Here is a 23,662-nt window from a genome sequence, read left to right as displayed (position 1 = left end):
CGCCGGTGGTCGAGAAGAGTAAACAGCCGGTTCCACCGGTCGTAACCGATCCGCCCGGGGAACTCCCGTCCAAACGGAGAACGCACCCGCTTGGACACCTTCCATTTGACGTCCATTGGACAGCCCGGCCGGTCTTCGGGCTAAATGGGGCACCCGTTCGCGGCGCGTTCCGGAAACGACCGTAAACGCCGGAATTCCCAGAGTCCGGAGACGATCCGAGCACTCGTGCGACAACCCGCGCGGAGTGCGAACACGGCCTGCCCGAGGACACCGCACGTTACCGGCATCGAAAGGTTGAGCCCGCAAATGACGGCAAGTCTGCCGACCATCCCGCACTACCCGCTCCCGTCCCGGGCGAGCCTGCCCGCCAACACCGCGAGCTGGCGGCCCGACCCGGCGCGCGCCGTCCTGCTGATCCACGACATGCAGCAGTACTTCGTCGAACCGTTCGCCCCGGCCTTCCGCGACGGGCTCGTGCGCGGCATCGCCCGGCTGCGGGCCGACGCCGACGCGCGCGGGGTCCCGGTCGCCTACACCGCGCAGCCCGGCGACATGGACGCCGAGCAGCGGGGGCTGCTGGTCGACTTCTGGGGTCCGGGCATGCGGCGGAGCGAGCAGGACCGCCGGATCGTCCCCGACCTGGCCCCGCGGCCGGGCGACTGGGAGTTCGTGAAGCTGCGCTACAGCGCCTTCTTCCGCTCCGACCTGCTCGACCGGATGCGCGCCGCGGGCCGGGACCAGCTCGTGCTCACCGGCGTCTACGCGCACATCGGCGTGCTCGCCACCGCGCTGGACGCGTTCACCCACGACGTCCAGGCCTTCCTGCCAGCCGGGGCGCTCGGCGACTTCTCGGAAGCCGATCACCGGCTCGCCCTGGACTACGCGGCCCGCCGGTGCGCGGTGGTCCTCCCCGAGGAGGAGGTCTTCTCATGAGCCGGGAAGACCCGCTCGAAGAACTGCTGTCCGAGGGGGACCCGCCGGCCTTCGCCGTCCTGCACCGGCCCGGGTCGGGTGCGGCCGACACCGTGGACGTCCTGTTCGGACAGGTGTCCACGCTCGACGCGCTCGCCGACGCACCGCTGCGCCCGGAGCATCCGGGCCACGACCTCCTGCTGCTGGTTCCGTACCGGCAGCTCGCCGAACGCGGGTTCTCCGCACCGGACGACGGAACCCCGCTGGTCGCGATGAGCATCACCGAGCAGTCGAGCGTGCCGCTGGACGTCGTGCGCGCCCGGATCCCGGTGGAGCCGGTCGCGTTGACCGGCGGGCACTTCGACACGTCGGACGACGAGTACGCCGAGCTCGTCCGCGGGATCATCACCGACGAGATCGGGTCCGGTGCGGGCTCGAACTTCGTCATCAAGCGGTCGTTCCTGGCCGAGATCAGCGACTACTCGCCGCGGACCGCGCTGTCGGTCTTCCGGGCCCTGCTGGCTCGGGAGGCCAACGCGCACTGGACGTTCGTCATCCACACCGGCACCCGCACGCTCGTCGGCGCGACCCCGGAGCGGCACGTCACGCTCGACTCCGGGACCGCGGTGATGAACCCCATCAGCGGCACCTACACCTACCCGCCGGGCGGTCCGACGCTGCGCGGCGTCACGGAGTTCCTCGCCGACACCAAGGAAACCGACGAGCTCTACATGGTCGTCGACGAGGAGCTCAAGATGATGTCGCGGATCTGCCCCGCCGGGGGCCGCGTGCTCGGGCCGCACCTCAAGGAGATGTCCCGCGTCGCGCACACCGAGTACTTCATCGAGGGCCGCACCGACCTGGACGTGCGGGAGATCCTGCGCGAGACCATGTTCGCGCCCACCGTGGTGGGCAGCCCGCTGGAGAACGCGACGCGGGTGATCGCCGACCACGAGCCGGGCGGGCGCGGCTACTACAGCGGGATCGCGGCGCTGATCGGGCGCGACGCGCGCGGGCAGCGCACCCTCGACTCCTCGCTGCTGATCCGGACCGCCGACATCAGCCGGGAAGGCAGGCTGCGCATCGACGTCGGGGCGACGCTGGTGCGCCATTCCGACCCGTACTCCGAGGTCGGCGAGACGCGGGCGAAGGCCGCCGGCCTGTTGGCCGCGTTCGGCCAGGAGTCCGACGGGCGCATCGGCGACCACTCCGAGGTGCGCGCCGCGCTCGAAGCCCGAAACTCGCGGCTCGCCGAGTTCTGGTTGCGCGACACCGGATCCCGCGGTCAGCGCCGGCCCGACCTGGCCGGTCTGCGGGCGCTGGTGGTCGACGCCGAGGACACCTTCACCTCGATGATCGCCCAGCAGATCGCCGCGCTGGGGCTGGACATCGACGTCCGGCGCTTCGACGAGTCCTACGCGTTCGACGGCCACGACCTGGTCTTCCTGGGGCCGGGGCCGGGCGATCCGCGCAACCGCCAGGACCCGCGCATCGCGCACCTGCACGCGCGGGTGGAGACCCTGCTCGCCGAGCGGCGGCCGTTCGTGGCCGTCTGCCTGAGCCACCAGGTGCTCAGCCTCCGCCTCGGTCTGGAGCTGGGCCGCCGGGAGACGCCGAACCAGGGCGTGCAGCACGAGATCGACCTCTACGGCGACCGGGAAGCGGTCGGCTTCTACAACACCTACGTCGCCCGCAGTGCCGAGGACAAGCTGCACCTCGACGACGCCGGGCTCGTGGAGATCAGCCGGAACCCCGACGACCACGAGGTGCACGCCCTGCGCGGCCGGCACTTCGCGGCCATGCAGTTCCACGCCGAATCGGTGCTCACCGTCAACGGCCCGCGCATCACGGCCACCGCGATCCGCCACGCGCTGGGCCGCTGAACCCCACGGAGGTAGTTCCTTGCAGACGTCCGACGACCTGGACTTCGAGCGGAGCAGCCGCTACGAGTCGCTGACCGGGACGGTCGAGGCCGGGTTCCCCGAGTACGACTCGCCTCCCGCGGATCCGCTCGACCTCGCCCGGCGGTGGCTCGAAAGCGCGGCGGACCACGGCGTGCGGGAACCGCGTTCGATCGCCCTCGCCACCGCAGACGGGCGCGGGCGGGTGTCCAACCGCATCGTCACCGCCATCGAGCTGTCCGCGCGCGGACTGCTCTTCACCACCCACACGAGCAGCAGGAAGGCGCGCGACCTCTCGGAGAACGCCTGGGCGTCCGGGAACCTCTACTGGCGTGAAACGTCGCAACAGCTGATCGTCTCCGGTCCGGTGCGGCGGCTCGACGACGCCGAGTGCGACGCGCTGTGGGACGCGCGCCCGGTCGCGCTGCACGCCATGACCTCGGCGTCCCGGCAGAGCGAGCCGGTGCGGGACGTGGCGCGGCTGCGCGCCGAGGCGCGCCGCCTCGCGGGCCCGCTCCCCCGCCCCGAGCGGTTCGCCGGCTACCTGCTCGACCCCGCCGAGGTCGAGTTCTGGAACTCCCGTCCGGACCGGCTGCACCAGCGGCTCCGCTACGAGCGGGACGGCGCCGCGTGGCAGTGGTCCCGGCTCCAGCCGTGATCGGCCCGAACTGGAAGGCGGAACCGCACCATGCCGACAAGTCCTCCACCCGAAGTGCGCGACGCGGAGCCGGCCGCGGGCGTTCGCTCGCTCGCGGCGGCGTTCGCCCGAAGCGCGTCGCTGCACGGCGACCGGATCGCCCTGGTCGCCGACGGCGAAGAAGTGCCGTACCGGCAGCTGGACAGCTGGTCCGCGGCAGTGTCCGAGCTGCTGCGGGAACGCGGCGTGCGAGCGGGTGACCGGGTCGCCATCCGGTTGTCGCCCGGGGCAGAGGTGATCGTGGCGATCCTCGCCGTTCTGCGCGCGGGTTGTTCGTACGTGCCGCTGGACGTGCGAAATGCCGACGTCCGCAACGAGTTCATCCTTCAGGACAGCGGTGCCGCCGCGTTGATCGGCACGACCGACGCGAGCGTGCCCGCGATCGCGGCCGAGGAGATCACGCGCCTGCGGGAGGCCGAGCCGGCGAGCCCGGGGCCCGAAATCGCGCGGCCCGAGGACACCGCGTACATCATCTACACCTCGGGTACCACGGGTCGTCCGAAGGGAGTTCCCGTCCGGCACAGCGCGGTGCTGAGCCTGCTGTCGGCCACCGCCGGGCTGTTCGCGTTCTCCGCCGACGACCGGTGGCTGCTCTTCCACTCCGTCGCGTTCGACTTCTCGGTCTGGGAGATCTGGGGAGCGCTGTCGACCGGCGGACGGCTGGTCGTGCTCGCCGACGGAGTCGCCCGCTCCCCCGAAACATGCGTGGCGGCGATCCGGCACCACGCCATCTCGGTGCTGAACCAGACGCCCACCGCGTTCGCCGCCCTGTCGGCCGCCGCCGACCGGACCGGGACGGAACTCCCCGCGCTGCGCTACGTCGTCTTCGGCGGCGAGCGGCTGGCGCCCGAGGCGCTGCGCCCGTGGGCCGAGCGCCACGGGCTGGACCGGCCCGCACTGGTCAACATGTACGGGATCACCGAGACCACCGTGCACGCCACGCACCACGTGCTGACCCCCGGTGACATCGCGGGCGGCGAGTCGGTCATCGGACCGCCGCTGCCGGGCTTCGCCCACCGCGTGCTCACGCCGGAAGGCCGGGACGCCGGGCCCGACGAGCACGGGGTGCTCTGGCTGGCCGGTCCGCAGGTGGGCGAGGGCTACCTCAACCTGCCCGAGCTCACCGCGGAGCGGTTCCGCACCATGCGCGGGCCGGACGGCGAACCGCGCCGCTACTACCGCTCCGGCGACGTCGTCAGCAGGCGCGCGGACGGCGCCCTGCGCTACCACGGGCGGGAGGACCGCCAGGTCAAGATCCGCGGCTACCGCATCGAGCTCAGCGACGTCGAGTCGGCGGTCCGGTCGCACGAGCTGGTCGTGGACGCCGTCGTGTGGGTGCACGAGTACGACGCGGACGACCACCGGCTCGTGTGCGCGTTCACCGCGAAGGACCCCGAAACCCCGGTGCCGACCCGCGCCTTGCGGGCCCACCTCTCGAACCTGCTGCCCGCCTACATGCGGCCGGCCGCCTACAGCCTGCTCGCCGATCTCCCGCGCACCGTCAACGGGAAGGTCGACCGGGCCGAAGTCTCCCGGATCTGGAAGGAAAGGAAGGACTCGTCGACATGAGCCAGGACAAGGCCGCGATCGAACAGCTGACCGTCGAGTGGGCGGCCCAGCTGCTCGACGACTCGGACGTGACCCCGCAGGACAACTTCATCGACCTGGGCGGTCACTCGATCCTCGCGCTGCGGATGAACCGCTACGCCAAAGAACGCCTGGGGGCGGAGTACAACCTCATGGTGCTCTTCGAGTCCGACCTGGCCGCCGCGGCCGAGGAACTGGCCTCCCGCGTGGCGGCCCGGTAACGGACAGGAGCGTTGAACGTGAGCCCACTCGCCAACTTCGGGATCTCCGCGTTCGGCCACGCCTTCGGCGAGGACCAGGACGTCGCGGCAACCGCAGGCCAGTACGTCGACAACCCCGAGCGGGTGCTCAACTGGGGTTTCCGGACCTACCACCGCGCGGCCGACGACGTCCACGCGACGCACCTGGCCAGGGACGCGGCGAACCAGGCGCTGAACAGCCGCGGGATCGGGGCGGACGCGGTCGACCTGCTCGTCCTGGTCTGCTCCGACACGCCGGAGTACACCTACTGGGACAGCGCCGTCGCACTCGCCCGCGAGCTCAAGATCGAACGCACGCAGACCCTCCTGCTCAGCGAGGGATGCAGCGCCGGGGTCCACGGTCTCTACTACGTGGCCGCCGCGATGACCATGCAGCCGGAGATCCGCACGGCGCTGTTCGTCGCGGTGAGCCGCGTCAGCGAGTTCCACCGCAACCGGATGAACACCGTGGCGGCGGTGCTCAGCGACGCGGCCGTGGCCGTGGTCCTGGAACGCGACCACACCGCCAACAAGTGGCTGACCACCGAGCACTTCACCGAGCCCGAGCACGCCGACATGCTGCGCGTGGACTACGGCGGCGCCGTGAACCCGGTGCCACCGCAAGGCTGGTCGAGCCGGACCGCGCCCGGCGGGCACGACTCGCTGCGCAGGCAGTTCGGCGACGACTACCAGGCGCTCGAAAGGTACTTGCAGAACCGCTACGACGGGCTCTCGGACGTGATCGGGCGGGCCTGCGACCGGGTCGGCATCACCAGAGAAGACATCGACCACGTCATCTACATCAACGACAGCGCGGCCAGCGTCGCCGCGGTCGCCGAACCGCTCGGGGTCCCGCCGGAGCGGACCAACGCCGCCATCGCACCGGACCACGGGCACATGGGCGCCGCGGACCAGCTGATCTCGTTCGGCCACCAGCTCGAAACCGGCGTCGTCAAGCCCGGCGACGTGGTGGCGCTGTGCGGGATCTCCGTCGGCCGCTGGAGCGCCACGCTCTTCCGGGCCTAGGGCGGAGAGGTCGCGAAGGCCTGCGCGGCGCCCAGCCGCCAACCGAACCGGCGAAGCCGCTTCGGCCCCCGAAACCAACCCGATCCGAGCGCCGGAGCGGCCCGGTTCCGCTCCCCCGCGCTGAAGGAGACCCGATGAACCCGAACGAGATCGAGCGCGTGCTGACCCAGCACGACAACGTCGCCCAGGCCGTGGTCGTCGACCAGGACCCCGGCACCGTGGCCTACGTCGTCCTCCGCGCCGCGACCGCGGCGGCCGACACCCGGGCCGAGGAGCAGGTCACGGAGTGGCAGGAGATCTTCGACCGGTTGTACGGCTCGAACACCTCCGCCGAGTTCGGCGAGAACTTCGCGGGCTGGAACAGCGCCTACGACCGGCGTCCCATCGACGTCGCCGAGATGCGGCAGTGGCGGGACCGGACCGTCGAGCGGATCCGCGAACTGGAGCCGCGGCGCGTCGTCGAGCTCGGCGCGGGCAGCGGCCTGCTGCTCGCCCCGCTCGCGCGGGACTGCGAGGAGTACTGGGCGACCGACCTGTCCTCGGTCGGCGTCGACGAGCTGGCCAGGCACGTCAGCGCCGATCCCGCGCTCGCGGACCGCGTCGTGCTCCGCAGCCAGGGTGCCGACGACGTCGACGGGCTCCCGGCCGCCCACTTCGACACCGCCGTCATCAACTCGGTCGTCCAGCTCTTCCCCAGCGGCTCCTACCTCACGACCGTGATCAACCGGGCGCTGACGCTGCTCAAGCCCGGTGGTTCGCTGTTCGTCGGCGACATCCGCGACCTGCGCACCCGGGACTACCTGTTCGCCGCGATCGCGCTGCGGCACCCGAGGGCGACCGACGCCGACGCGGTGCGGCGGCTCGCGCAGAAGCACGGGGCCAAGGACGAGGAGCTGTTCGTCCACCCCGACTTCTTCCTCGACATCGCCCGCAGCCACCCCGACGTCGCCGGGGTCGACGTCCAGCTCAAGCAGAGCAACCACCACAACGAGCTGACCCGGCACCGGTACGACATCGTCCTGCACAAGGCGCCCTCGCAGGCGACCGACGTGTCCGGCTGCCCGCAACTGCGCTGGGGCGACGAGGTCACCAGCCTCGCGGAGCTGGACAAGCAGGTGGCCGCCTCCGCCGGACCGCTGCGGGTCACCGGCGTGCCCAACGCGCGGCTCGCAGGCGAAGCGGCTGCGCTGCGGGCCGTCGAAGCGGGCGATTCCGCCCGTGCGGCCGAACTCGCCAGGAGCATCGACCCCGACTCGGTCGACCCGCACGACGTGAGCCTGCTCGCCACCGCTGCGGGACGCCACGCCGTTTTCGCGCCCAGCGCGGCGCAAGCCGACCGCTTCGAGGTCGTTTTCGTCGCGGGGAAGGAAAAGCTGATCGGCACCTACCCGGTCGCCGACCCCGCGCGACCGCAGCTGACCGAGTCCCCGGCCGCGGCCCACCGGGGCGCCGCGCTCAGCGCGCAGCTCGGCGACTGGCTGCGCGACAAGGTGCCGGCGCGGTTCCTGCCGACGAGCATCGTCGCGCTCGACGACCTCCCCCTGCTCCCGGACGGGACCGTCGACCGCACCTCCCTGGGCCGGGTCGCGCACGGCTTGGGCGACCCGGCGTGACGCCCGGCGGAACCGCGCGCGTCCTGCGCGCCGACCAGCAACCCGATTGGCCCGATCCCGACCACCTGCACCGCGTCGCGGCCACCCTGCGGAGCCGCCGCGCCCTTGTCGCCCAGGAAGAGGTCGACGCGCTGCGGCGGCGGCTGGCGGAAGCCGCTGCCGGACGGGCGCTGCTGCTCCAGGGCGGACCCTGCGCCGAGATCTTCGGAGCTCCGGCGCGCCACGAGACGGAACAGACCATGGCCATGCTCGGGCGGATGGCCTCGACGCTGTCCGAGGGTGCGGAGCTCCCGGTCGTCGCGGTCGGCCGCGTCGCGGGCCAGTACGCCAAGCCCCGCTCGCGGACGACCGAACAACGCCACGGCACGGTTCTTCCCGCCTATCGCGGCGATGCCGTCAACGGCACGGGTTTCAGCGCGCGGGAACGCGCGGCCGACCCGGATCGCTTGCTGCGGGCCTACGACGAGTCCGCCGCGGCGTTGCGGCGGCTCCGGTCGATGGCGCAGTGGTGCTACTCAAGCCACGAAGCACTCCTGCTGGACTACGAGAACTCCTTGGTGCGCACCGACCCGGACACCCGGCGGACCTACGCGTCGTCCGGGCACATGCTCTGGATCGGTGAGCGGACCCGCCACCCCGACTGCGCGCACGTCGAACTCGCCGCGCGCGTGAACAACCCGTTCGGCGTCAAGGTGGGGCCTTCGGCGACCCCCGACGACCTGCTGGACCTGATCACCAGGATCAACCCGGAGCGCACGCCGGGGAAGCTCACCCTGATCACGCGCCTCGGCGCGGACCGGATCGAGGACGTCCTCCCGGCGCTGGTCGACAAGGTCCGGCTCGCCGAGGTCCCGGTCCTGTGGGTCTGCGATCCCATGCACGGCAACACGAACGTGACCGAAACGGGGACCAAGACCAGGTCGGTGGCCGACATCGTGGCCGAGATCCGCGCGTTCGTCGGGATCCACCGGCAGCTCGGCACCCACCCCGGCGGGCTCCACCTGGAGATGACGGCCCACGCCGTCACGGAATGCCTCGGCGGCACCGAGCCGGTGCGCGCCGAGGACCTGGGGAAGAACTACACGAGCGCATGCGATCCGCGGCTCAACGCGGGACAGGCCGCCGACGTCGCCTCCCTCGCCGCCGAGGCGTGGGCGCACGGTTGGACACGGCGTTGAGACCGGCTCCGGGCGAAACAATGCTTTCCGCGAAACCGAGGGAGGTGCTCCGCAGATGAAGGCCACCGTCGCGCATTGGGACCTCAGCCGTTCCCACCAGACGATCGACACCCTGCGGGAGCTGTTGCGCGAAGAGGTCGTCGCCGAGTGGGCCGGTGTGCACGGCCTGCGCCTCAAGTTCTGGTTCGCCGACCGGGAACGCAACCTGTGGGGCGCGGTGATGCTGTGGGAGTCCGATGCGGACACCACCCAGCCGCTGCCCCCGAACCGGGCCGCCGAACTCATCGGATATCCGCCCACCCACCGGATGGAGGTCGAGATAGAGGCCGCGGTGGAAGGAAGGCACACCACCCCGGCGCTCACCGGCCTCGGTACCGCGCTGAAACCGGCCTGATCCCCGGCCGGATCCACGAGATCGAGCCGTCCGCGAGCGAGAGAAGGAACGACAGTGCCGACTCCAAACCCGATCCTCGACCTCCCAGCCCACGTCCAGCCCGATCCGGACGAGCTCGTCCAGGCGGCCGTGGAATGGCACTTCCACCCGGAAACCGGTTCGCCCTACTGGCTGCGACGTGCGAAGGACCTGGACTTCGACCCCCGGACCGACGTCAAGAGCCACGACGACCTCCGGCTGTTCCCCAACGTCGTCAACGAACTCCGCCACGTCCCGGTCACCGACCTGATCCCGCGCGGCTACGGCGGAAAGGCCGACATCGTCGGCGTTTTCGAGAGCGGCGGCACCACCGGAGCGCCCAAGCGCGTCGTGTGCACGCGGGACTGGCTCGACCGCCTCACCGACTGGTGCAACGCCAAGCTCGACGCGCACGGGTTCCCCCGGGACGCGCAGTGGCTCGGCGTCACCCCGACCGGCCCGCACATCGTCGGCAGGCTGTTCGAGCAGTCCGCGCGCACGCACGGCCGGTTCGGCATGACGGTCGACCTCGACCCGCGCTGGGTCAAGAAGCTCATCGCCGCGGGCAGGCACGAAGAGGCGCGGGCGTACGCCGACCACGTGGTCGACCAGCTGGCCGACGTCCTGCGCACGCAGGACGTCGGCGTCATGGCGATCACCCCCGCCCTGCTGGAGCGGGTCGTCGAACGCGACGAGCTCGTCGAGCTGATCAACGAGAAGGTGCGGGCGATCCGCTGGGGCGGAACCCAGCTGGACGCGGCCAGCCGTCACCTCTACCGCACCGAGGTGTTCCCGGACTCCGTGCTGTACGGCCACTACGGCAGCACCATGGTGCTGGGCGTCGCCGGTGAGCGGCTCGGTCTCGCCGACGACGCGGAATGCGTCTTCGACTCCTTCTCGCCCTACAACACGTTCTCCGTCGTCGACCCGAAGACCGGCCACAGCGTGCGGCTCGGCGAGCGGGGCCAGGTCGTCATGCACCACGTCAGCAAGTCGCTGCTGCTGCCCAACAACCTGGAGCGCGACACGGCGATCCGGGTGGAGCCGCCGGAGGGCGCGGTCGGGGACGCGGTCGCGGACATCAAACCGGTCGAGGTCTTCGAGGACGACGTCGTGATCGAGGGGGTCTACTGATGTCCACGCCGATCCGGCTCGATCCGCTCGGCCCTTCCGGGGACTACCCGGCGAAGGACAAGCTCGACGTCAAGGACGTTTCCGGGAACCACATCGCGGAACTGGGCCTGGTGCCCAAGCTGTTCGTCACCCGCGCGCTCAGCGCCCTGCGGAAGGCGAAGCCGCTGCCGTTCGACGAGCGCGCCCGCGCGATCGCAGAAGCGGGAGAGCTGTTCGCCACCGCGGACGTCGGGGGCGCGTCCGTCGAGGAGTACCAGCACGCCGCGTGCCGGGTGTCGGGACTGCCGATCTCGGTCATCCGCACCGCGACCCGGTCGATCGCCCACCGGGCGGCGAACGTGCGGCGCGGTGTGGAGGCGGCCCGCCCGCAGGGCGCGGTGGCCGACTGGCGCGACCCGCTGACCCGGACCGGCCGCGCGGTGTGGGTGCGGCGCGGCGAGGTGTTCGCCGTGCACGCCTCCGGCGCGCATCCGGGCGGCCACGGCCACTGGCTGGAAGCGCTGGCGCTCGGCTACCGCGTCGTCGTCCGGCCGAACCAGCGCGAGCCGTTCACCGCGCACCGGCTGGTTTCCGCCCTGCGCGCCGCCGGTTTCGGCGCGGATCAGGTGGTCTGGCTGCCGACCGAGCACGAGGCGGGCGCGGCGATCCTGCGAGGTGCCGATCTTGCCTACGGCGGTGACGACGTGGTCCGGCGCTTCGCCCCGGACCCGGCGATCCGCTCCCAGGACCCGGGCCGGTCGAAGATCCTCGTCACCGCCGACGCGGACTGGCGCGAGCACCTGGACACCATCGCCGACTCGGTGGCGCACCACGGCGGCGCCGGCTGCGTGAACGCCACGGCGGTGCTGGTGGAGGGCGATCCCGGACCACTCGCCGAAGCGCTCGCGGAACGCCTGGCCGCCCTGCCCGCCCGGAAACCCGAGGAGGAGGACGCGGTTCTGCCCGTCCAGGCCCTCGGCTCCGCCCGCGCGGTGGAGAGCTTCCTGCGCACCCGGGCTGAGGACGCGAAGCCGTGGCTGGGCGGGGACGGCATCGCCCACGACCTCGGCGACGGCAGCGCGGCGCTGCGGCCCGCCGTGCACCAGGTCGACCGGCCCGACGCACCGCAGATCGAGCTGGAGCTGCCGTTCCCGTGCGTGTGGGTCGCGCCCTGGGAGCGCAGGCGGGGAGTCGAGGCGCTGCGCGACACGCTGACGCTGACCGCGATCACCGGCGACGACGAGCTGTTCGACGAACTCGTCTCCGAGCCGACGATCTCGAACCTGCACCGGGGCGACCACCCGACCTACTGGACCGACATCGGTCTCCCCCACGACGGCTACCTGGTCGATTTCCTCATGCGCACCAAGGCGGTCATACGAGGCTGAACCGCGATCCGAGCGCGCGCAGCCGCGCTCGGATCTCCTCGCACGCGTCGAGCTCGAACTCCTCGGTCAGCGCCCCGATCGCGACGATGTACTGGGTTATCACCTCGGCGTTCTCGGTGCTGAGCCGCACGGTGCAGCGGTCCGGCCCGGCATCGGTGATCACCCCGGGGATCGGGGCGAACAGCCGGGCGCGCACGGATTCCGCCGGCAGCGGCACGGTGATCTGCGCCCGGTAGCGGTACGGAGCGTTCATCAGGGACTGGGCGAGGTAGGCCGCGGGATCCCCGGCGGGCAGTCCGCGGGGGACGAACCGGTGGCCCGTGGAGGTGGGCTGTTCCATCCGGTCGATGCGGAACACCCGCCAGTCCTGCCGCTCGACGTCGAAGCCGAGCAGGTACCAAAGTCCTTCCAGGGTCAGCAGGTTGCTCGGCTCGACGCGGCGCGTGCTGGTCGCGCCGGACCGCTTGCGGTAGCTGAAGGTGACCAGTTCCCGCTCGCTGCAGCACAATGCGAGCCGCGCGATCACGGCGGGTTCGGCGCGGGCCGCCGCGCGGGGCGAGACGGCCGCGGTCGCGTTGGTCATCGCGGCCAGCCTCGGCCGCAACCTGGTCGGCAGCAGCCGCTTCAGCTTCGCCAGGGCGCGCATCGAGGCGTCCTCGGCGAGGGAGCCGCCCGCCCCGGTCACCAGCCCGGCGGCCACGGCGATCGCCTCGTCGTCGTCGAGGTGCAGCGGCGGCAGCTTCTGACCGGACCCCAGCCGGTATCCGCCGAAGACGCCCGTCGTCGCCTCGACGACGTAGTCGAGGTTGCGCAGGCGCTCGACGTCCCGGCGCAGGGTGCGGGTGGTGACGCCGAGCTTGGCCGCGAGCTCGCCGCCGGGCCACTCGGCCCTGCTCTGCAGGAGTGACAGCAGCCGCAGCAGCCGGGTCGGCATGTCCTGCCGGGTCATCTTCTCCGTCACGCGTTCGGCTTCCGGAAGCATCTCGGGGACATTGCGGACATCGCGTGTCCGCAGGTCATCCTACGATGCGCCACATGATCGAAAACAACCACGACCTGAGCTCTGCCGGAGCCGCGTTGGCCGCCACCATCAGCGGCGACGTGCTCACCCCGGACTCCCCCGGCTTCGACGAGGAGCGCAGCGGGTTCCAGCTGCTGGACGCGCACCGGCCCGCGCTGATCGTCGCCGCGGACAACGGCGACGACGTCGTGGCAGCGGTCCGGTTCGCCACCGAGAACGGCGCTCCCGTCGCCGTGCAGTCCACCGGTCACGGCCTGGCCACCCCGTTCGACGGCAACGGCGTGCTGATCAGCACCCGCAGGCTGACCTCGGTCACCGTGAACCCCTCGGAACGCACGGCGTGGGTGGAAGCGGGCGCGCAGTGGCGCAACGTCATCGACGCGGCCGCACCGCACGGACTCGCTCCGCTGTCCGGAAGCCTGCCCACGGTCGGCGTCGTCTCCTACATCCTGGGTGGCGGCGTCGGCATCCTGAGCCGCAGCTACGGCTTCGCCGCCGACCACGTCCGGCGCATCGACATCGTCACCGCCGACGGCAGGCCGCGGCAGGTGACCGCGACCAGCGACCCGGACCTGTTCTGGGCGCTGCGCGGCGGTGGCGGCAACTTCGGCGTCGTCACGGGGATCGAGATCGACCTGATGCCGGTCGAGCGCATCTACGGCGGTGGGCTGGTCTTCGACCTGGAGCAGACGCCGCAGCTGCCGGAGGTCTGGTACCGCTGGACCGCCGACGTCCCGGAGGCGATGGCCTCCGCGGTGTCGATGCTGACCTTCCCGGACGTGCCCGACGTTCCCGAGCCGCTGCGCGGCAAGCACGTCGGCTCGATCCAGATCGCCTACAACGGATCCGCCGAGGACGGCGCCGAGCTCGTGAAGCCGCTGCGCGAGCTCGGCCCGGTGATCGACGGGCTCACGGAGATCCCCTACGGCGAGTCCGAGAAGGTGTTCAACGAGCCCGACCAGCCGCACCCCTACCGCGGCGAGAACCTGCTCCTGCGCGACGTCGACCCGAGCAGGCTCCCGGCGCTGGTGAAGCTGTCCAGCCCCCAGACCCAGCCGATGTGCGTGGTCGGCCTGCGCCACCTCGGCGGTGCGCTCTCCCGCTCCCCCGAGGTCCCGAACGCCGTCGGCAACCGGTCCGCCAACTACGTGCTGGGCGTGCTCTCCCTGACGCTGCCCGGCCAGTTCGACGCCGTGCGCGAGATGCACGACGAGGCGCTGGCGGCCTGGTCGGACCTCGCGATCGGGCAGGGGCTGAACTTCACCTTCGGCGCCGTCGAACAGGACAAGATCCGCTCCGCGTTCGACGCGGCGGACTACGAGCGGCTCACCGAGATCAGGGCCGCGGTCGACCCGGAGGAGGTTTTCCGGGCCAACTTCCCGATTCCGCCGAAGTCGGACAGCTGAACACCTGTCCCCGGTGCCCGTGCGAGCCCGCCCTCGCACGGGCACTTCGCTTTGCACAGCGGGAAAAACGTGTCCAACCGGGGACGGGACGCAGTTGAACGACCGCGTTTTGACAGTGTTCCGCGTTTTCTCCCGCAGCTGGTAGAACGAGGTTCCACCGCGTCGTGAATCCAGTGCGCAAGGGGACACATGGTGCATTCCGAACAGAGTCCGGATTCCGGGGGCGGCGAGGTCTCCGCGGGCCCGAAGACCCGGACCGAACGCGTTCTCGCCGAGATCTGGGCCGAGGTCCTGCAACTGCCCCGGGTCGGCGTGGAGCAGAACTTCTTCGACCTCGGCGGGCATTCCCTGCTGGTTCACGTCGTGCACGAGCGGATCACCGGCGAGTTCCCGAAGACCCCGCCGCTGGTCGAGCTGTTCCGCCATCCGACCGTGCGCTCGCTCGCCCGGTACCTGGACGAGCCGGGGGAAACCGCGGCCGAGGAGCGGACCGGCCGCCGGACCGGCCGGCTGGCCCGCCGCCGCGCCCAGATCGGCAGCCGGGACGAGCAGATCCGAGGCGACGAGCATGAGTGAGCACGACGAGTTCGACGACGCCGCGATCGCGGTGGTCGGCATGGCGTGCCGGTTCCCGGGCGCGCGCGACGTCGACGAGTACTGGAGCAACCTGGTCAACGGCGTCGACTCCGTGACCAGATACGCCGAACAACCTGTCGCCGGAGGCCGGGACAGCTACATTCCCGCCCGCGGGCTGCTGGCCGACCCGGAGTGGTTCGACGCCGGGTACTTCGGCCTGTCGCTGCGCGAGGCGCGCCTGATCAGCCCCCAGCACCGGGTTTTCCTGGAGTGCGCGGCGGAAGCGCTGGAGGACGCCGGCTGCGACGCCCCGCGCTACCCGGGGCTGATCGGCGTGTACGGCGGCGGTTCGGAGACCGGCTACGGCCACGTCGTGCGTTCGCGGCGCGACGGGCTTTCCGGTGTCACGGACTGGGAAATCCTCCTCGGCAGCGCCCAGGACTTCATGCTCTCCCGGGTCGCCTACAAGCTCGGGCTGACCGGGCCCGCGATCAACGTCCAGGCCGCGTGCGCGACCGCGCTCGTCGCGGTGCACACCGCGGTCCAGGCCCTGCTGTCCGGTGACTGCGACCTGGCCCTGGCGGGCGCGGCTTCGGTGCACTACCCGGAGAAGCAGACGCCCTACAGCGAAGGCGGAATCATCGCCAAGGACGGCACCTGCCGCGCCTTCGACCACCGCGGGTCGGGCACCGTCGGCGGTGACGGTGCGGGGATCGTCGTGCTGAAGCGGCTGTCCGACGCGCTGGCCGACAACGACACCGTGCACGCGGTGGTCCGGGGAACCGCGGTCAACAACGACGGATCGCACCGAGCCGGTTTCACCGCCCCCGGGGTCGACGGGCAAGCAGCGGTGATCCGCGCGGCGCACCAGGTTTCGCAGGTCGACGCGGGCAGCATCGGCTACGTCGAGGCGCACGGCACGGCCACGCCGCTGGGCGACCCGATCGAGATCGAGGCGCTGACCAAGGCCTTCCGCAAGGACACGGACCGGACCGGCTACTGCCGCATCGGCTCGGTGAAGACGAACATCGGCCACACCGACGCGGCGGCGGGCATCGCCGGGTTCATCAAGGCCGCGCTCGCGTTGAAGCACCGGGTCCTGCCGCCGAGCCTGCACTTCGAGAAGCCGAACCCGCACATCGACTTCGACTCCAGCCCGTTCCGCGTGGTGGCGCAACGGCAGGACTGGGACTCCGAAGGCCCGCGCCGAGCAGGGGTCAGCTCGTTCGGGATCGGCGGCACGAACGCGCATGTCGTGCTGGAAGAGGCCCCGCAACCGGATTCCGCGCCGGCAGGCGGGGAATTCCACCTCCTGCCGATCTCGGCCCGGACTCCCACCGCGCTCGACGCGATCACGAGCAGGCTCGCCGAACACCTGCGCGCCACTCCGGAGCTGCCGATCGCGGACGTGGCCTGGACGCTCCAGACCGGCCGCCAGGAACTGCCGTGGCGTCGTTGCGCACTCGTGCGCGACCGGGAAGACGCCCTGGCGGTGCTTTCCGATGCTTCGCGGCTCCCGTCCTCGTCCGGTCCGGTCAGCGCGTCGCCGGTGATCTTCGCGTTCACCGGCCGGATCCCGGAACTCGGCGACCTCGCGCACCTTCATCGCGAGGAGCCCGAATTCCGGCGCACCTTCGACGAAATCGCCGCCGCCGCCAACGGTGACGCCCTGACCGAACGCACGCCCCCGGGTGCGTTGATCGCTCTCGCGGACGGCGTGGGCAGAGCGCGGGTGCTCGCGGCGCGCGGTGTGGTACCCACGGCCGTGACCGCCTACGGCACAGGCGCGCTCGCGGCTGCTGTGGTCTCCGGTGCGCTCAAGCTGACGGATGCGATCTCCCTCGCAGAACGCCACGGCGATTTCGAAGCTGCTCTGGCCGAACCGTCCACAGAGGTCCTTCAAGCACCCGACACCGAGCCCATTTCGGCCGAGGAAGCGCAAGATCCTGCTACCTGGGCCGCCTTCGCTCGCCGAGAGGCGCCCGATGGCTGGGCATCGGACCGCTGCGTCGTGGAGATCGGCCCCGGGGAGCACTTCCCCGAGTCCGCGTTGGCTCGCACCTGGATCGCGGGCGGGCGGGTCCGCTGGAAGCCGGACGGTGTCCGGCGGCGGGTGCCGCTGCCGACCTATCCGTTCGAGCGCGAGCGCCACATCGTCGAGGCTCCCCGATCGGTCGAGAACCCCCAGCCCGTCGAGGCCGATCCTCCGCCCGAGGCGCCCCCGGAACCGCTCGAAGACGTCGTGACCACGGTGACGCGCGTCTTCGGCGAAACCCTCGGCGTGCCCGGCTACGAAGCGGACCAGGACTTCTTCGAACTCGGCGGCGACTCGCTGATCGCAGCCGACCTGCTCGCCCGGCTGCGCGAGATCTACCGGGTCGAACTGGACCCGCTGGTCATCTTCGACGCCTCGACCCCGGCCCTGCTGGCCCGACTCCTCGACCAGCCGGCCAGCCGACAGGAGAGCTCATGACCCGCCCGCCCGCAGCCGGTTCGCGCTGGCTCGTCCGCCGCGTCCGCCGCCCGGACGCACCGATCGACCTGTACTGCTTCCCGCACGCGGGCGGGTCGGCGGGCGAGTACGTGCGCTGGTCCGACGACCTGGCCGAGGCCCAGGTGTGGGGCGTGCAGCTCCCCGGCCGCGCCTCCCGGATGTCCGAGCCCTCGATCACGCGGATGGACGAACTGGTCGAGCGGGTGGTCGACGGGATCGACTTCGGCGAGCGGTTCGCGCTGTTCGGCCACAGCCTCGGGTCGCTGGTCGCCTTCGAAGTGGCCCGCGCTCTGCAACGGGACGGAAAGCCGTTGCCGCAACGGCTTTTCGTGTCGTCCGGGCCACCGCCGCCCGTCCCGCGCGGAACCGAGCGGATCCACGACCTGCCCGACGACGCGTTCCTCACCCGCGTCGAGCAGCTCTGGGGCGCCCTGCCAGAACCCATCAAGAGCAACGCCGACCTGCTGAAGATCGCCCTGGGCCAGTTCCGCGCCGACCTCGCGGTCTTCGAGACCTACGAGCACCAGCCCGGACCGCCGCTCGACTCCCCGATCACGGCGTTCGCGGGCGCCCAGGAAGCGCTCGCCGCCGACCTGGACGGCTGGAAAGCGCACACGGCCGCGGACTTCGAAAGCCACGTGCTGCCCGGGCACCACTTCTACCTCCGGGAGCAGAAAGCGGAACTGCTGCGCCACATCGCGGGTGCGCTGCGGCACACCGCCTGACACCGGTCGAAAGAGGACAGAATGCGTTACACGGCCTTCGGCCGGCGAACCGGCCTGCGCGTCTCGGAGTTCGGCCTCGGCACGGCGAACTTCGGTTCCGCGTGGGGCGGCGGCGCCGACCGGTGGGAAGCCAAGCAGGTGTTCGAGCGGTTCGCCGACGCGGGCGGCACCTTCGTCGACACCGCGGACTGCTACAACTACGGCGAGGCCGAGAGCATGCTCGCGGAGTTCATCGCCGCGGACCGCGACCACTTCGTGGTGGCGTCCAAGTTCGCCTACGGCGCGGCCGAACAACCGCGCGTCTCCGACACCGGCAACAGCCGCAAGACGATGGTGCGGGCGGTCGAATCCAGCCTCCGCAGGCTGGGAACCGACCACCTCGACCTCTACTGGGTCCACTTCGCCGACCCGCTCACCCCGATCGACGAGGTGCTCGCCGGGCTCGACCACCTCGTGCGCACCGGGAAGGTGCTCCACCCCGGGCTGTCGAACTTCCCCGCCTGGCGGGTGGCGCGGGGCGCCACCCTGGCCGAGGTCCGCGGCTGGGCGCCGCTGGTCGGCGTCCAGGTCGAATACAGCCTCGTGGAACGCACCGCGGAACGAGAGGTCCTCCCGATGGCCGAAGCGCTCGGGCTGGCGGTCGCGACCTGGTCACCGCTGGGCGGTGGCCTGCTCACCGGCAAGTACCGGACCGGCAGTGGCGGCAGGCTGACCGACTGGAAGCGGGCGGTCCAGCTGGAGGACACCGCGCAGAAGACCGCGACGGTCGAGGCCGTGCTCTCGGTCGCCGAGCAGGTCGGGGCGACTCCGGCGCAGGTCGCCGTCGCGTGGCTGCGCCGCCGGCAGACCGCGTCGGCCACCTCGCTCGTGCCGATCATCGGACCGCGCGACCTCGCCCAGCTCGACGGCTACCTCGCCGCGCTGGACCTGGAGCTCGACGCCGAGCACGTCGAGCGGCTGGACGAGGTCAGCGCGCCCGAGCTCGGAGTGCCCCACAAGATCAGCGCCAACGTGCTCGCCCGGGTCACCGGCGGCGCCGCGCTGCCCACCGTTCCAGTGGAGTGATGGACGAATGGACGAACTGGTCGGCGCCTGGCGCCTGGTCGACTTCCGGATCTTCGCCGAAGACGGCGAGCTGCGCGAGGGCCCGCTGGGTTCCCGCCCCACCGGACTGCTCGTCTACGACGCGGCCGGACACGTCGCGGTGAACATGATGCGCACGGACGCGGGCGAGGGCACGCACTACATGAGCTACGCCGGGACGTGGCGGCGCGAAGGCGACCAGGTCGTGCACAGCGTCTCCATCGCGCCGGACCAGTCGTGGCTCGGCACGGAGCAGGTCCGCAGCGTCGAGCTCGACGGCGACCGGCTGACCCTGATCGGGCGCGGGCTTCGCAGGAACGCCAAGCGCAGCGCGCTGGAATGGCAGCGGCTCAACCGATGACGGACATGCTGCGCCCTTCCGACGAGGGATACGAGCCCGAGCGCCGCGGGTTCCAGACCGGTTTCCAGCACTCCCCAGCGGTGATCGTCGGAGCCGTTGACGAGCACGACGTGTGTGCGGCTGTCGCGCATGCCGCGGACGCGGGGCTTGGTGTTTCCGTGCAGGCGACCGGCCACGGGACGTCGGGTCTGAACGACGGCGGGGTGCTGATCAGCACCAGGCGGATGGACGGCGTGCAGGTCTTTCCCGCACGGCAGGAAGCACGGATCGAGGCCGGCGTGCAGTGGCGGCAGGTCATCGCGGCAGCGGCTCCGCACGGTCTCGCTCCGCTCAGCGGATCGTCGCCGACCGTCGGCGCCGTCGGGTACGCGCTCGGCGGTGGGCTCGGGCTGCTCGGGCGCGAGTTCGGCTTCGCAGCCGATCACGTGCTTTCGCTGGATGTCGTCACAGCGGACGGGAAACTGCGATCGGTCGACGCCTCGAACGACCCGGAGCTGTTCTGGGGGTTGCGTGGCGGACGGGACCACCTCGGCGTCGTCACCTCCATGACGATCCGGTTGTTTCCGGTCGAGCGGATCCACGGCGGAGGTTTGTTCTTCGACGTCTCCCACGCTCGGGAGGTGATCAGCGCGTTCCGGGACCTGACCGCCCAGGCCCCGGAGACCCTGACCGCTTCGCTCGGGATGGTCCGGTATCCGCCGGTCGCGTTGTTCCCGGAACCCTTGCGGGACCGGCACGTCCTGCACTTCCGGTTCGCCTCGACCAGCGAGCCGGAACGGCTGATCGCCCCGGTGCGCGCGGCGGCTCCCGCGATTCTCGATCAGGTGCGGGACATGCCCTTCACCGAGTCGGGATCGGTCTACAACGACCCCGAGTTCCCGCACTCCTACTACGGGAACAACGTGCTGTTGAGCTCGTTCCCGGCGGAGGCGGCGGACGCGGTTCGCAGGCTGTGCGGTCCGGCTGCTCCGGTGCCCGTCATCCTCGACGTCCGGCATCTCGGCGGCGCCCTGTCGCGTCCTCCGGCTGAGCCCAACTGCGTCGGGCATCGCGAGGCGCAGTACATCGTCCGGGTGCTGTCGCCGCTGGCGACCGCGGAACTGGCGGATGTCCGGCGGGTTCATCGACGGATCTTCTCCGCGCTGGCGGAGTGGACTGTGGGCCAGGCGCCGAACTTCCGCTACGGCCCGGTCGAAGAGCTGGGCCCGGTCTACGACGAACCTTCGTCGGCGCGCCTGCGGGCGTTGAAGGAGCAGCACGACCCGAGCGGCCTGTTCCGAGCCCTTCCCGAAGCGTGATCCTGGCCCCGCCGACCGCAGGGCCAGGAATCCGCGTACTCATTCCGGTGGCTTGATGGACAGGGTGTGCCGGAAGACGTTCAGCGGGTCCCAGCGCTGCTTGACCTGCTGGAGCCGCGGGTAGTTCTCCTTGTAGTACAGGTAATGCCACGGAACGCCCGAGGTGTTCCAAGCCGGGTCCGCGAGATCGACGTCCGGGTAGTTGATGTACGACCCGTCGTTGTTCTCGTTCGGGACCGGCACCCCACCGGTGTCGGCGTAGACATCGCGGTAGAAGCGGCGCAGCCAGTCGATGTTCTTGCTGTCGTGCCTGGGATCCGGCCAGGCGGCCGTGTAGACGGCCTTCAGGATCGAGTCCCGCTGCGCCATCGCGGTCGCCGTCGGTTCGACGGCGTTCACCTGGCCCCCGTAGGAGTTCAGCCACACCCCGGCGAGGTCGATCTCCGCGGGCGGGTCCGAGAGGTAGTCGTAGAGCGCGTCCACCTGCGCGGCGGTGAACGGCCGCCGCAGGTACCCCGCCTTCCCCTTGTACCGGTCGTATTCGGGGATGCGCTGCATCTCGCCATCGACCACCGGCGGGACCATCGTGTACAACCACGGTTTCGCCGGGTTGACGAAGCGGACCGCACCGGTGTCGCCGTTGATGTGGTCGAGGTACTCGTCGAGCATCGACTCGGCGTCCGGAGCGCCGCTGTCCACCAGCGCGACCAGCGTCAGGCCCAGCGCACCGCTCCGCTTGGCGCGGGCGGGCAGCATCAGCAGCGAGGACAGCGCCGTGTACGGGCTGTCGGGCTCGCTGTTCTTCCAGTGCCACTGGCCGTGGTTGTGCACGAGCGACTGGAAGGTCTCGCGGGTCATGGTTTCCCACGGCCACGCCAGCACGCCGCTGATGATCCCGGTCGGGGGTTTGGGAAGCAGGCCGGGCGCACCGGGCGTGCGCATCCAGTACCGCGTCACGATCCCGAAGTTGGCGCCGCCGCCACCGGTGTGCGCCCACCACAGATCGTGGTTCGGGTCGTCCGGATCGCGCGTCGCTTCCACGGCGACCGCGCGACCGCGCTCGTCGACGACCACGACCTCCAGGCCCTGCAGGTGGTCCACGGTCGAACCGTGGCGGCGGGAAAGGCCGCCGTACCCGCCGCCCTGGATGTGCCCCCCGGCGCAGACGGTGTGCCCCCAGCCGCCGGGAATGGTCACGCCCCAGTTGAGGTAGAGCTGCCGGTAGACGTCGGCGAGGGTCGCGCCGGACTCGATCGCGAACGCCCCGCGCGCCGGATCGTAGGAGACCGAGTTCATGGCGGACATGTCGACGATCGTGCCCCCTGCCACCTCACCGACCGAGTTCTCCATCGAGTGGCCGCCGCTGCGCACCGCGATCCGGTCGCCGGACCGCATCGCCTCGTCGACCGCGGCGATGACGTGTTCGGTGCCGCGGGCGACCTGGAAGCAGCGGGGATAGTGCTCGAACCGCTCGTTGCGCCTGCGCAGCGCGAGATCCGCATAGCGCGGATCACCGGGACGCACGGCGCGGAACGAGTCCTCGGCGTGCGGTGTCGGGTCCTTCGTCACCGTTCGATGTTCCTTCCTGGTTTCCCGGTGCGGGTCACAGTTGTGGGGCGACCTCGGACGCGATGTGCTCGACCTGGTCGAAGTCGGTCAGGTCCAGGATCTGCAGGTAGATGCGCTGCGCTCCGGACTCCTCCCAGCGGCCGAGGGTTTCGACCGCCTCCGACGGCGTGCCCGCGACACCGATCTGGCGGAGGACGTCCGGGGGAAAGCCGATCGCCTCGGCGCGACGGCGGACGGCGTCTTCGTCCGGCCCGACGCAGGCCGGGACCACGGCGGAGTAGTGCAGCTCCCCGGGATCGCGGCCGATCGCCTCGCACGCGTCGGCGACCCGCCGGTACTGCTCCGCCGCCTCTTCCGGGGTGCCCATCGGCAGGTTGTACTCGCTGGCGAACCGGGCGGCGAGCTCCGGAGTCCGCTTCTTGCCCTTGCCACCGACGATCACCGGAGGATGCGGCGACTGCGCCGGTTTCGGCAGGGCGGGCGAGTCCGTGATCGAGTAGTGCTTGCCGGCGAACGAGAACCGCCCCCGCGCGGTCCACAGACCGGTGATGGCGGAAAGCTGTTCCTCCAGCCGGTCGAAGCGTTCTCCCAATGCTGGAAAGGGAATTCCGTAGGCGGTGTGCTCGTCCTCGTACCAGCCCGAGCCGATCCCGAGTTCGACGCGACCGCCCGACATCTGGTCGACGTTCGCGACGCCGACGGCCAGCGGGCCGGGAAGCCGGAAAGTCGCGGACGTGACGAGCGTGCCGAGCCGAATGCGCGACGTTTCCCGCGCGAGCCCCGCCAGCGTGATCCACGCGTCGGTGGGCCCCGGTCCCGGATCGACGTCACCGAGATGCAGGTAGTGGTCGGAGCGGAAGAAACCGTCGTATCCCGCGTTCTCGGCGCACTGAGCCAACCGGAGCAGCGCGGAGTAGTCCGAACCCTGCTGGGGTTCTGTCGAAATTCGCAGTTTCACGCGGCAGGAGGCTAGTCCGCGGCCGGTTCCCGCACGAGTTGTCCAACGCTCGTTTTGTCCCGGTGTCACGGGGCAAACGTATGCTCGGCGAACGGAGGAGGGCAC

General features: G+C 71.1%; 21 protein-coding genes. 18 read left to right on the top strand and 3 right to left on the bottom strand.

Annotated features, from left to right (window positions below):
• Positions 1-306: 306 nt before the first annotated feature.
• From ABD691_RS03755 to ABD691_RS03705, 11 genes are all read left to right on the top strand, one after another.
• A complete protein-coding gene (locus ABD691_RS03755; protein WP_344677935.1) occupies positions 307-933 on the top strand; it encodes an isochorismatase family protein in 627 nt (208 codons plus the stop codon).
• A complete protein-coding gene (locus tag ABD691_RS03750) occupies positions 930-2,795 on the top strand; it encodes an anthranilate synthase family protein (protein ID WP_344677934.1) in 1,866 nt (621 codons plus the stop codon). The genes ABD691_RS03755 and ABD691_RS03750 overlap by 4 nt, the downstream gene beginning before the upstream one ends.
• Before the next feature lie 19 nt (positions 2,796-2,814).
• Complete coding sequence (gene phzG, locus ABD691_RS03745; protein ID WP_344677932.1) at positions 2,815-3,471, top strand: phenazine biosynthesis FMN-dependent oxidase PhzG; 657 nt, start codon at positions 2,815-2,817, stop codon at positions 3,469-3,471.
• A 30-nt stretch (positions 3,472-3,501) separates the two neighbouring features.
• Positions 3,502-5,079, top strand: a complete 1,578-nt coding sequence (locus ABD691_RS03740) for an amino acid adenylation domain-containing protein (RefSeq protein WP_344677931.1) — start codon at positions 3,502-3,504, stop codon at positions 5,077-5,079.
• On the top strand, positions 5,076-5,318 hold the full coding sequence (locus ABD691_RS03735) for a phosphopantetheine-binding protein (RefSeq protein WP_344677930.1): 243 nt from the start codon (positions 5,076-5,078) through the stop codon (positions 5,316-5,318). Before ABD691_RS03740 ends, ABD691_RS03735 begins: the two co-directional genes overlap by 4 nt.
• Positions 5,319-5,336: 18 nt before the next feature.
• A complete protein-coding gene (locus tag ABD691_RS03730; protein ID WP_344677929.1) occupies positions 5,337-6,362 on the top strand; it encodes a 3-oxoacyl-ACP synthase III family protein in 1,026 nt (341 codons plus the stop codon).
• A 134-nt stretch (positions 6,363-6,496) separates the two neighbouring features.
• Positions 6,497-7,975, top strand: a complete 1,479-nt coding sequence (locus ABD691_RS03725; RefSeq protein WP_344677928.1) for a methyltransferase — start codon at positions 6,497-6,499, stop codon at positions 7,973-7,975.
• Entirely contained in the window at positions 7,972-9,153 is a 1,182-nt protein-coding gene (locus ABD691_RS03720) for a 3-deoxy-7-phosphoheptulonate synthase (RefSeq protein ID WP_344677927.1), read from the top strand. Before ABD691_RS03725 ends, ABD691_RS03720 begins: the two co-directional genes overlap by 4 nt.
• A 55-nt stretch (positions 9,154-9,208) precedes the next feature.
• The gene (locus ABD691_RS03715) at positions 9,209-9,547 is read left to right on the top strand and encodes a hypothetical protein (protein WP_344677926.1); all 339 of its coding nucleotides are present in this window, start codon (positions 9,209-9,211) and stop codon (positions 9,545-9,547) included.
• A gap of 54 nt (positions 9,548-9,601) precedes the next feature.
• Positions 9,602-10,699 (top strand): phenylacetate--CoA ligase family protein, encoded by a 1,098-nt coding sequence (locus ABD691_RS03710; RefSeq protein ID WP_344677925.1) that lies wholly within the window; start codon positions 9,602-9,604, stop codon positions 10,697-10,699.
• Positions 10,699-12,066 carry an aldehyde dehydrogenase family protein gene (locus tag ABD691_RS03705; RefSeq protein WP_344677924.1) on the top strand — a complete coding sequence of 456 codons (1,368 nt, stop codon included), beginning with the start codon at positions 10,699-10,701 and terminating at the stop codon, positions 12,064-12,066. The genes ABD691_RS03710 and ABD691_RS03705 overlap by 1 nt, the downstream gene beginning before the upstream one ends.
• On the opposite strand, the gene ABD691_RS03700 is transcribed toward ABD691_RS03705, so the two are convergent.
• Positions 12,053-13,048, bottom strand: coding sequence for a helix-turn-helix transcriptional regulator (locus ABD691_RS03700; RefSeq protein ID WP_344677922.1), 996 nt, complete (start codon positions 13,046-13,048; stop codon positions 12,053-12,055). The genes ABD691_RS03705 and ABD691_RS03700 overlap by 14 nt on opposite strands.
• Positions 13,049-13,101: 53 nt before the next feature.
• Between ABD691_RS03700 and ABD691_RS03695 the strand changes: the two genes are divergently transcribed.
• From ABD691_RS03695 to ABD691_RS03665, 7 genes are all read left to right on the top strand, one after another.
• Entirely contained in the window at positions 13,102-14,493 is a 1,392-nt protein-coding gene (locus ABD691_RS03695) for an FAD-binding oxidoreductase (RefSeq protein WP_344677921.1), read from the top strand.
• Positions 14,494-14,682: 189 nt separating this feature from the next.
• Positions 14,683-15,069, top strand: a complete 387-nt coding sequence (locus ABD691_RS03690) for a phosphopantetheine-binding protein (protein ID WP_344677920.1) — start codon at positions 14,683-14,685, stop codon at positions 15,067-15,069.
• The gene (locus ABD691_RS03685) at positions 15,062-17,542 is read left to right on the top strand and encodes a type I polyketide synthase (protein WP_344677919.1); all 2,481 of its coding nucleotides are present in this window, start codon (positions 15,062-15,064) and stop codon (positions 17,540-17,542) included. The genes ABD691_RS03690 and ABD691_RS03685 overlap by 8 nt, the downstream gene beginning before the upstream one ends.
• Complete coding sequence (locus tag ABD691_RS03680) at positions 17,539-18,288, top strand: thioesterase II family protein (protein WP_344677918.1); 750 nt, start codon at positions 17,539-17,541, stop codon at positions 18,286-18,288. The genes ABD691_RS03685 and ABD691_RS03680 overlap by 4 nt, the downstream gene beginning before the upstream one ends.
• Before the next feature lie 21 nt (positions 18,289-18,309).
• Positions 18,310-19,353 (top strand): aldo/keto reductase, encoded by a 1,044-nt coding sequence (locus tag ABD691_RS03675; RefSeq protein ID WP_344677917.1) that lies wholly within the window; start codon positions 18,310-18,312, stop codon positions 19,351-19,353.
• Positions 19,354-19,360: 7 nt separating this feature from the next.
• A complete protein-coding gene (locus tag ABD691_RS03670) occupies positions 19,361-19,732 on the top strand; it encodes a lipocalin-like domain-containing protein (RefSeq protein WP_344677916.1) in 372 nt (123 codons plus the stop codon).
• A complete protein-coding gene (locus tag ABD691_RS03665) occupies positions 19,729-21,030 on the top strand; it encodes an FAD-binding oxidoreductase (protein WP_344677915.1) in 1,302 nt (433 codons plus the stop codon). Before ABD691_RS03670 ends, ABD691_RS03665 begins: the two co-directional genes overlap by 4 nt.
• A 39-nt stretch (positions 21,031-21,069) precedes the next feature.
• Here ABD691_RS03665 and ABD691_RS03660 read toward each other — a convergent pair whose 3' ends face one another.
• Entirely contained in the window at positions 21,070-22,599 is a 1,530-nt protein-coding gene (locus ABD691_RS03660; RefSeq protein WP_344677914.1) for an FAD-binding oxidoreductase, read from the bottom strand.
• A 34-nt stretch (positions 22,600-22,633) separates the two neighbouring features.
• On the bottom strand, positions 22,634-23,557 hold the full coding sequence (locus ABD691_RS03655) for an LLM class F420-dependent oxidoreductase (RefSeq protein ID WP_344677913.1): 924 nt from the start codon (positions 23,555-23,557) through the stop codon (positions 22,634-22,636).
• Between the last annotated feature and the right edge of the window lie 105 nt (positions 23,558-23,662).

The sequence above is a fragment of the Saccharopolyspora taberi genome (assembly GCF_039534165.1).
Taxonomy (GTDB): Bacteria; Actinomycetota; Actinomycetes; order Mycobacteriales; family Pseudonocardiaceae; genus Saccharopolyspora_D; species Saccharopolyspora_D taberi.
This window is presented reverse-complemented; position numbering and strand designations above follow the sequence as displayed.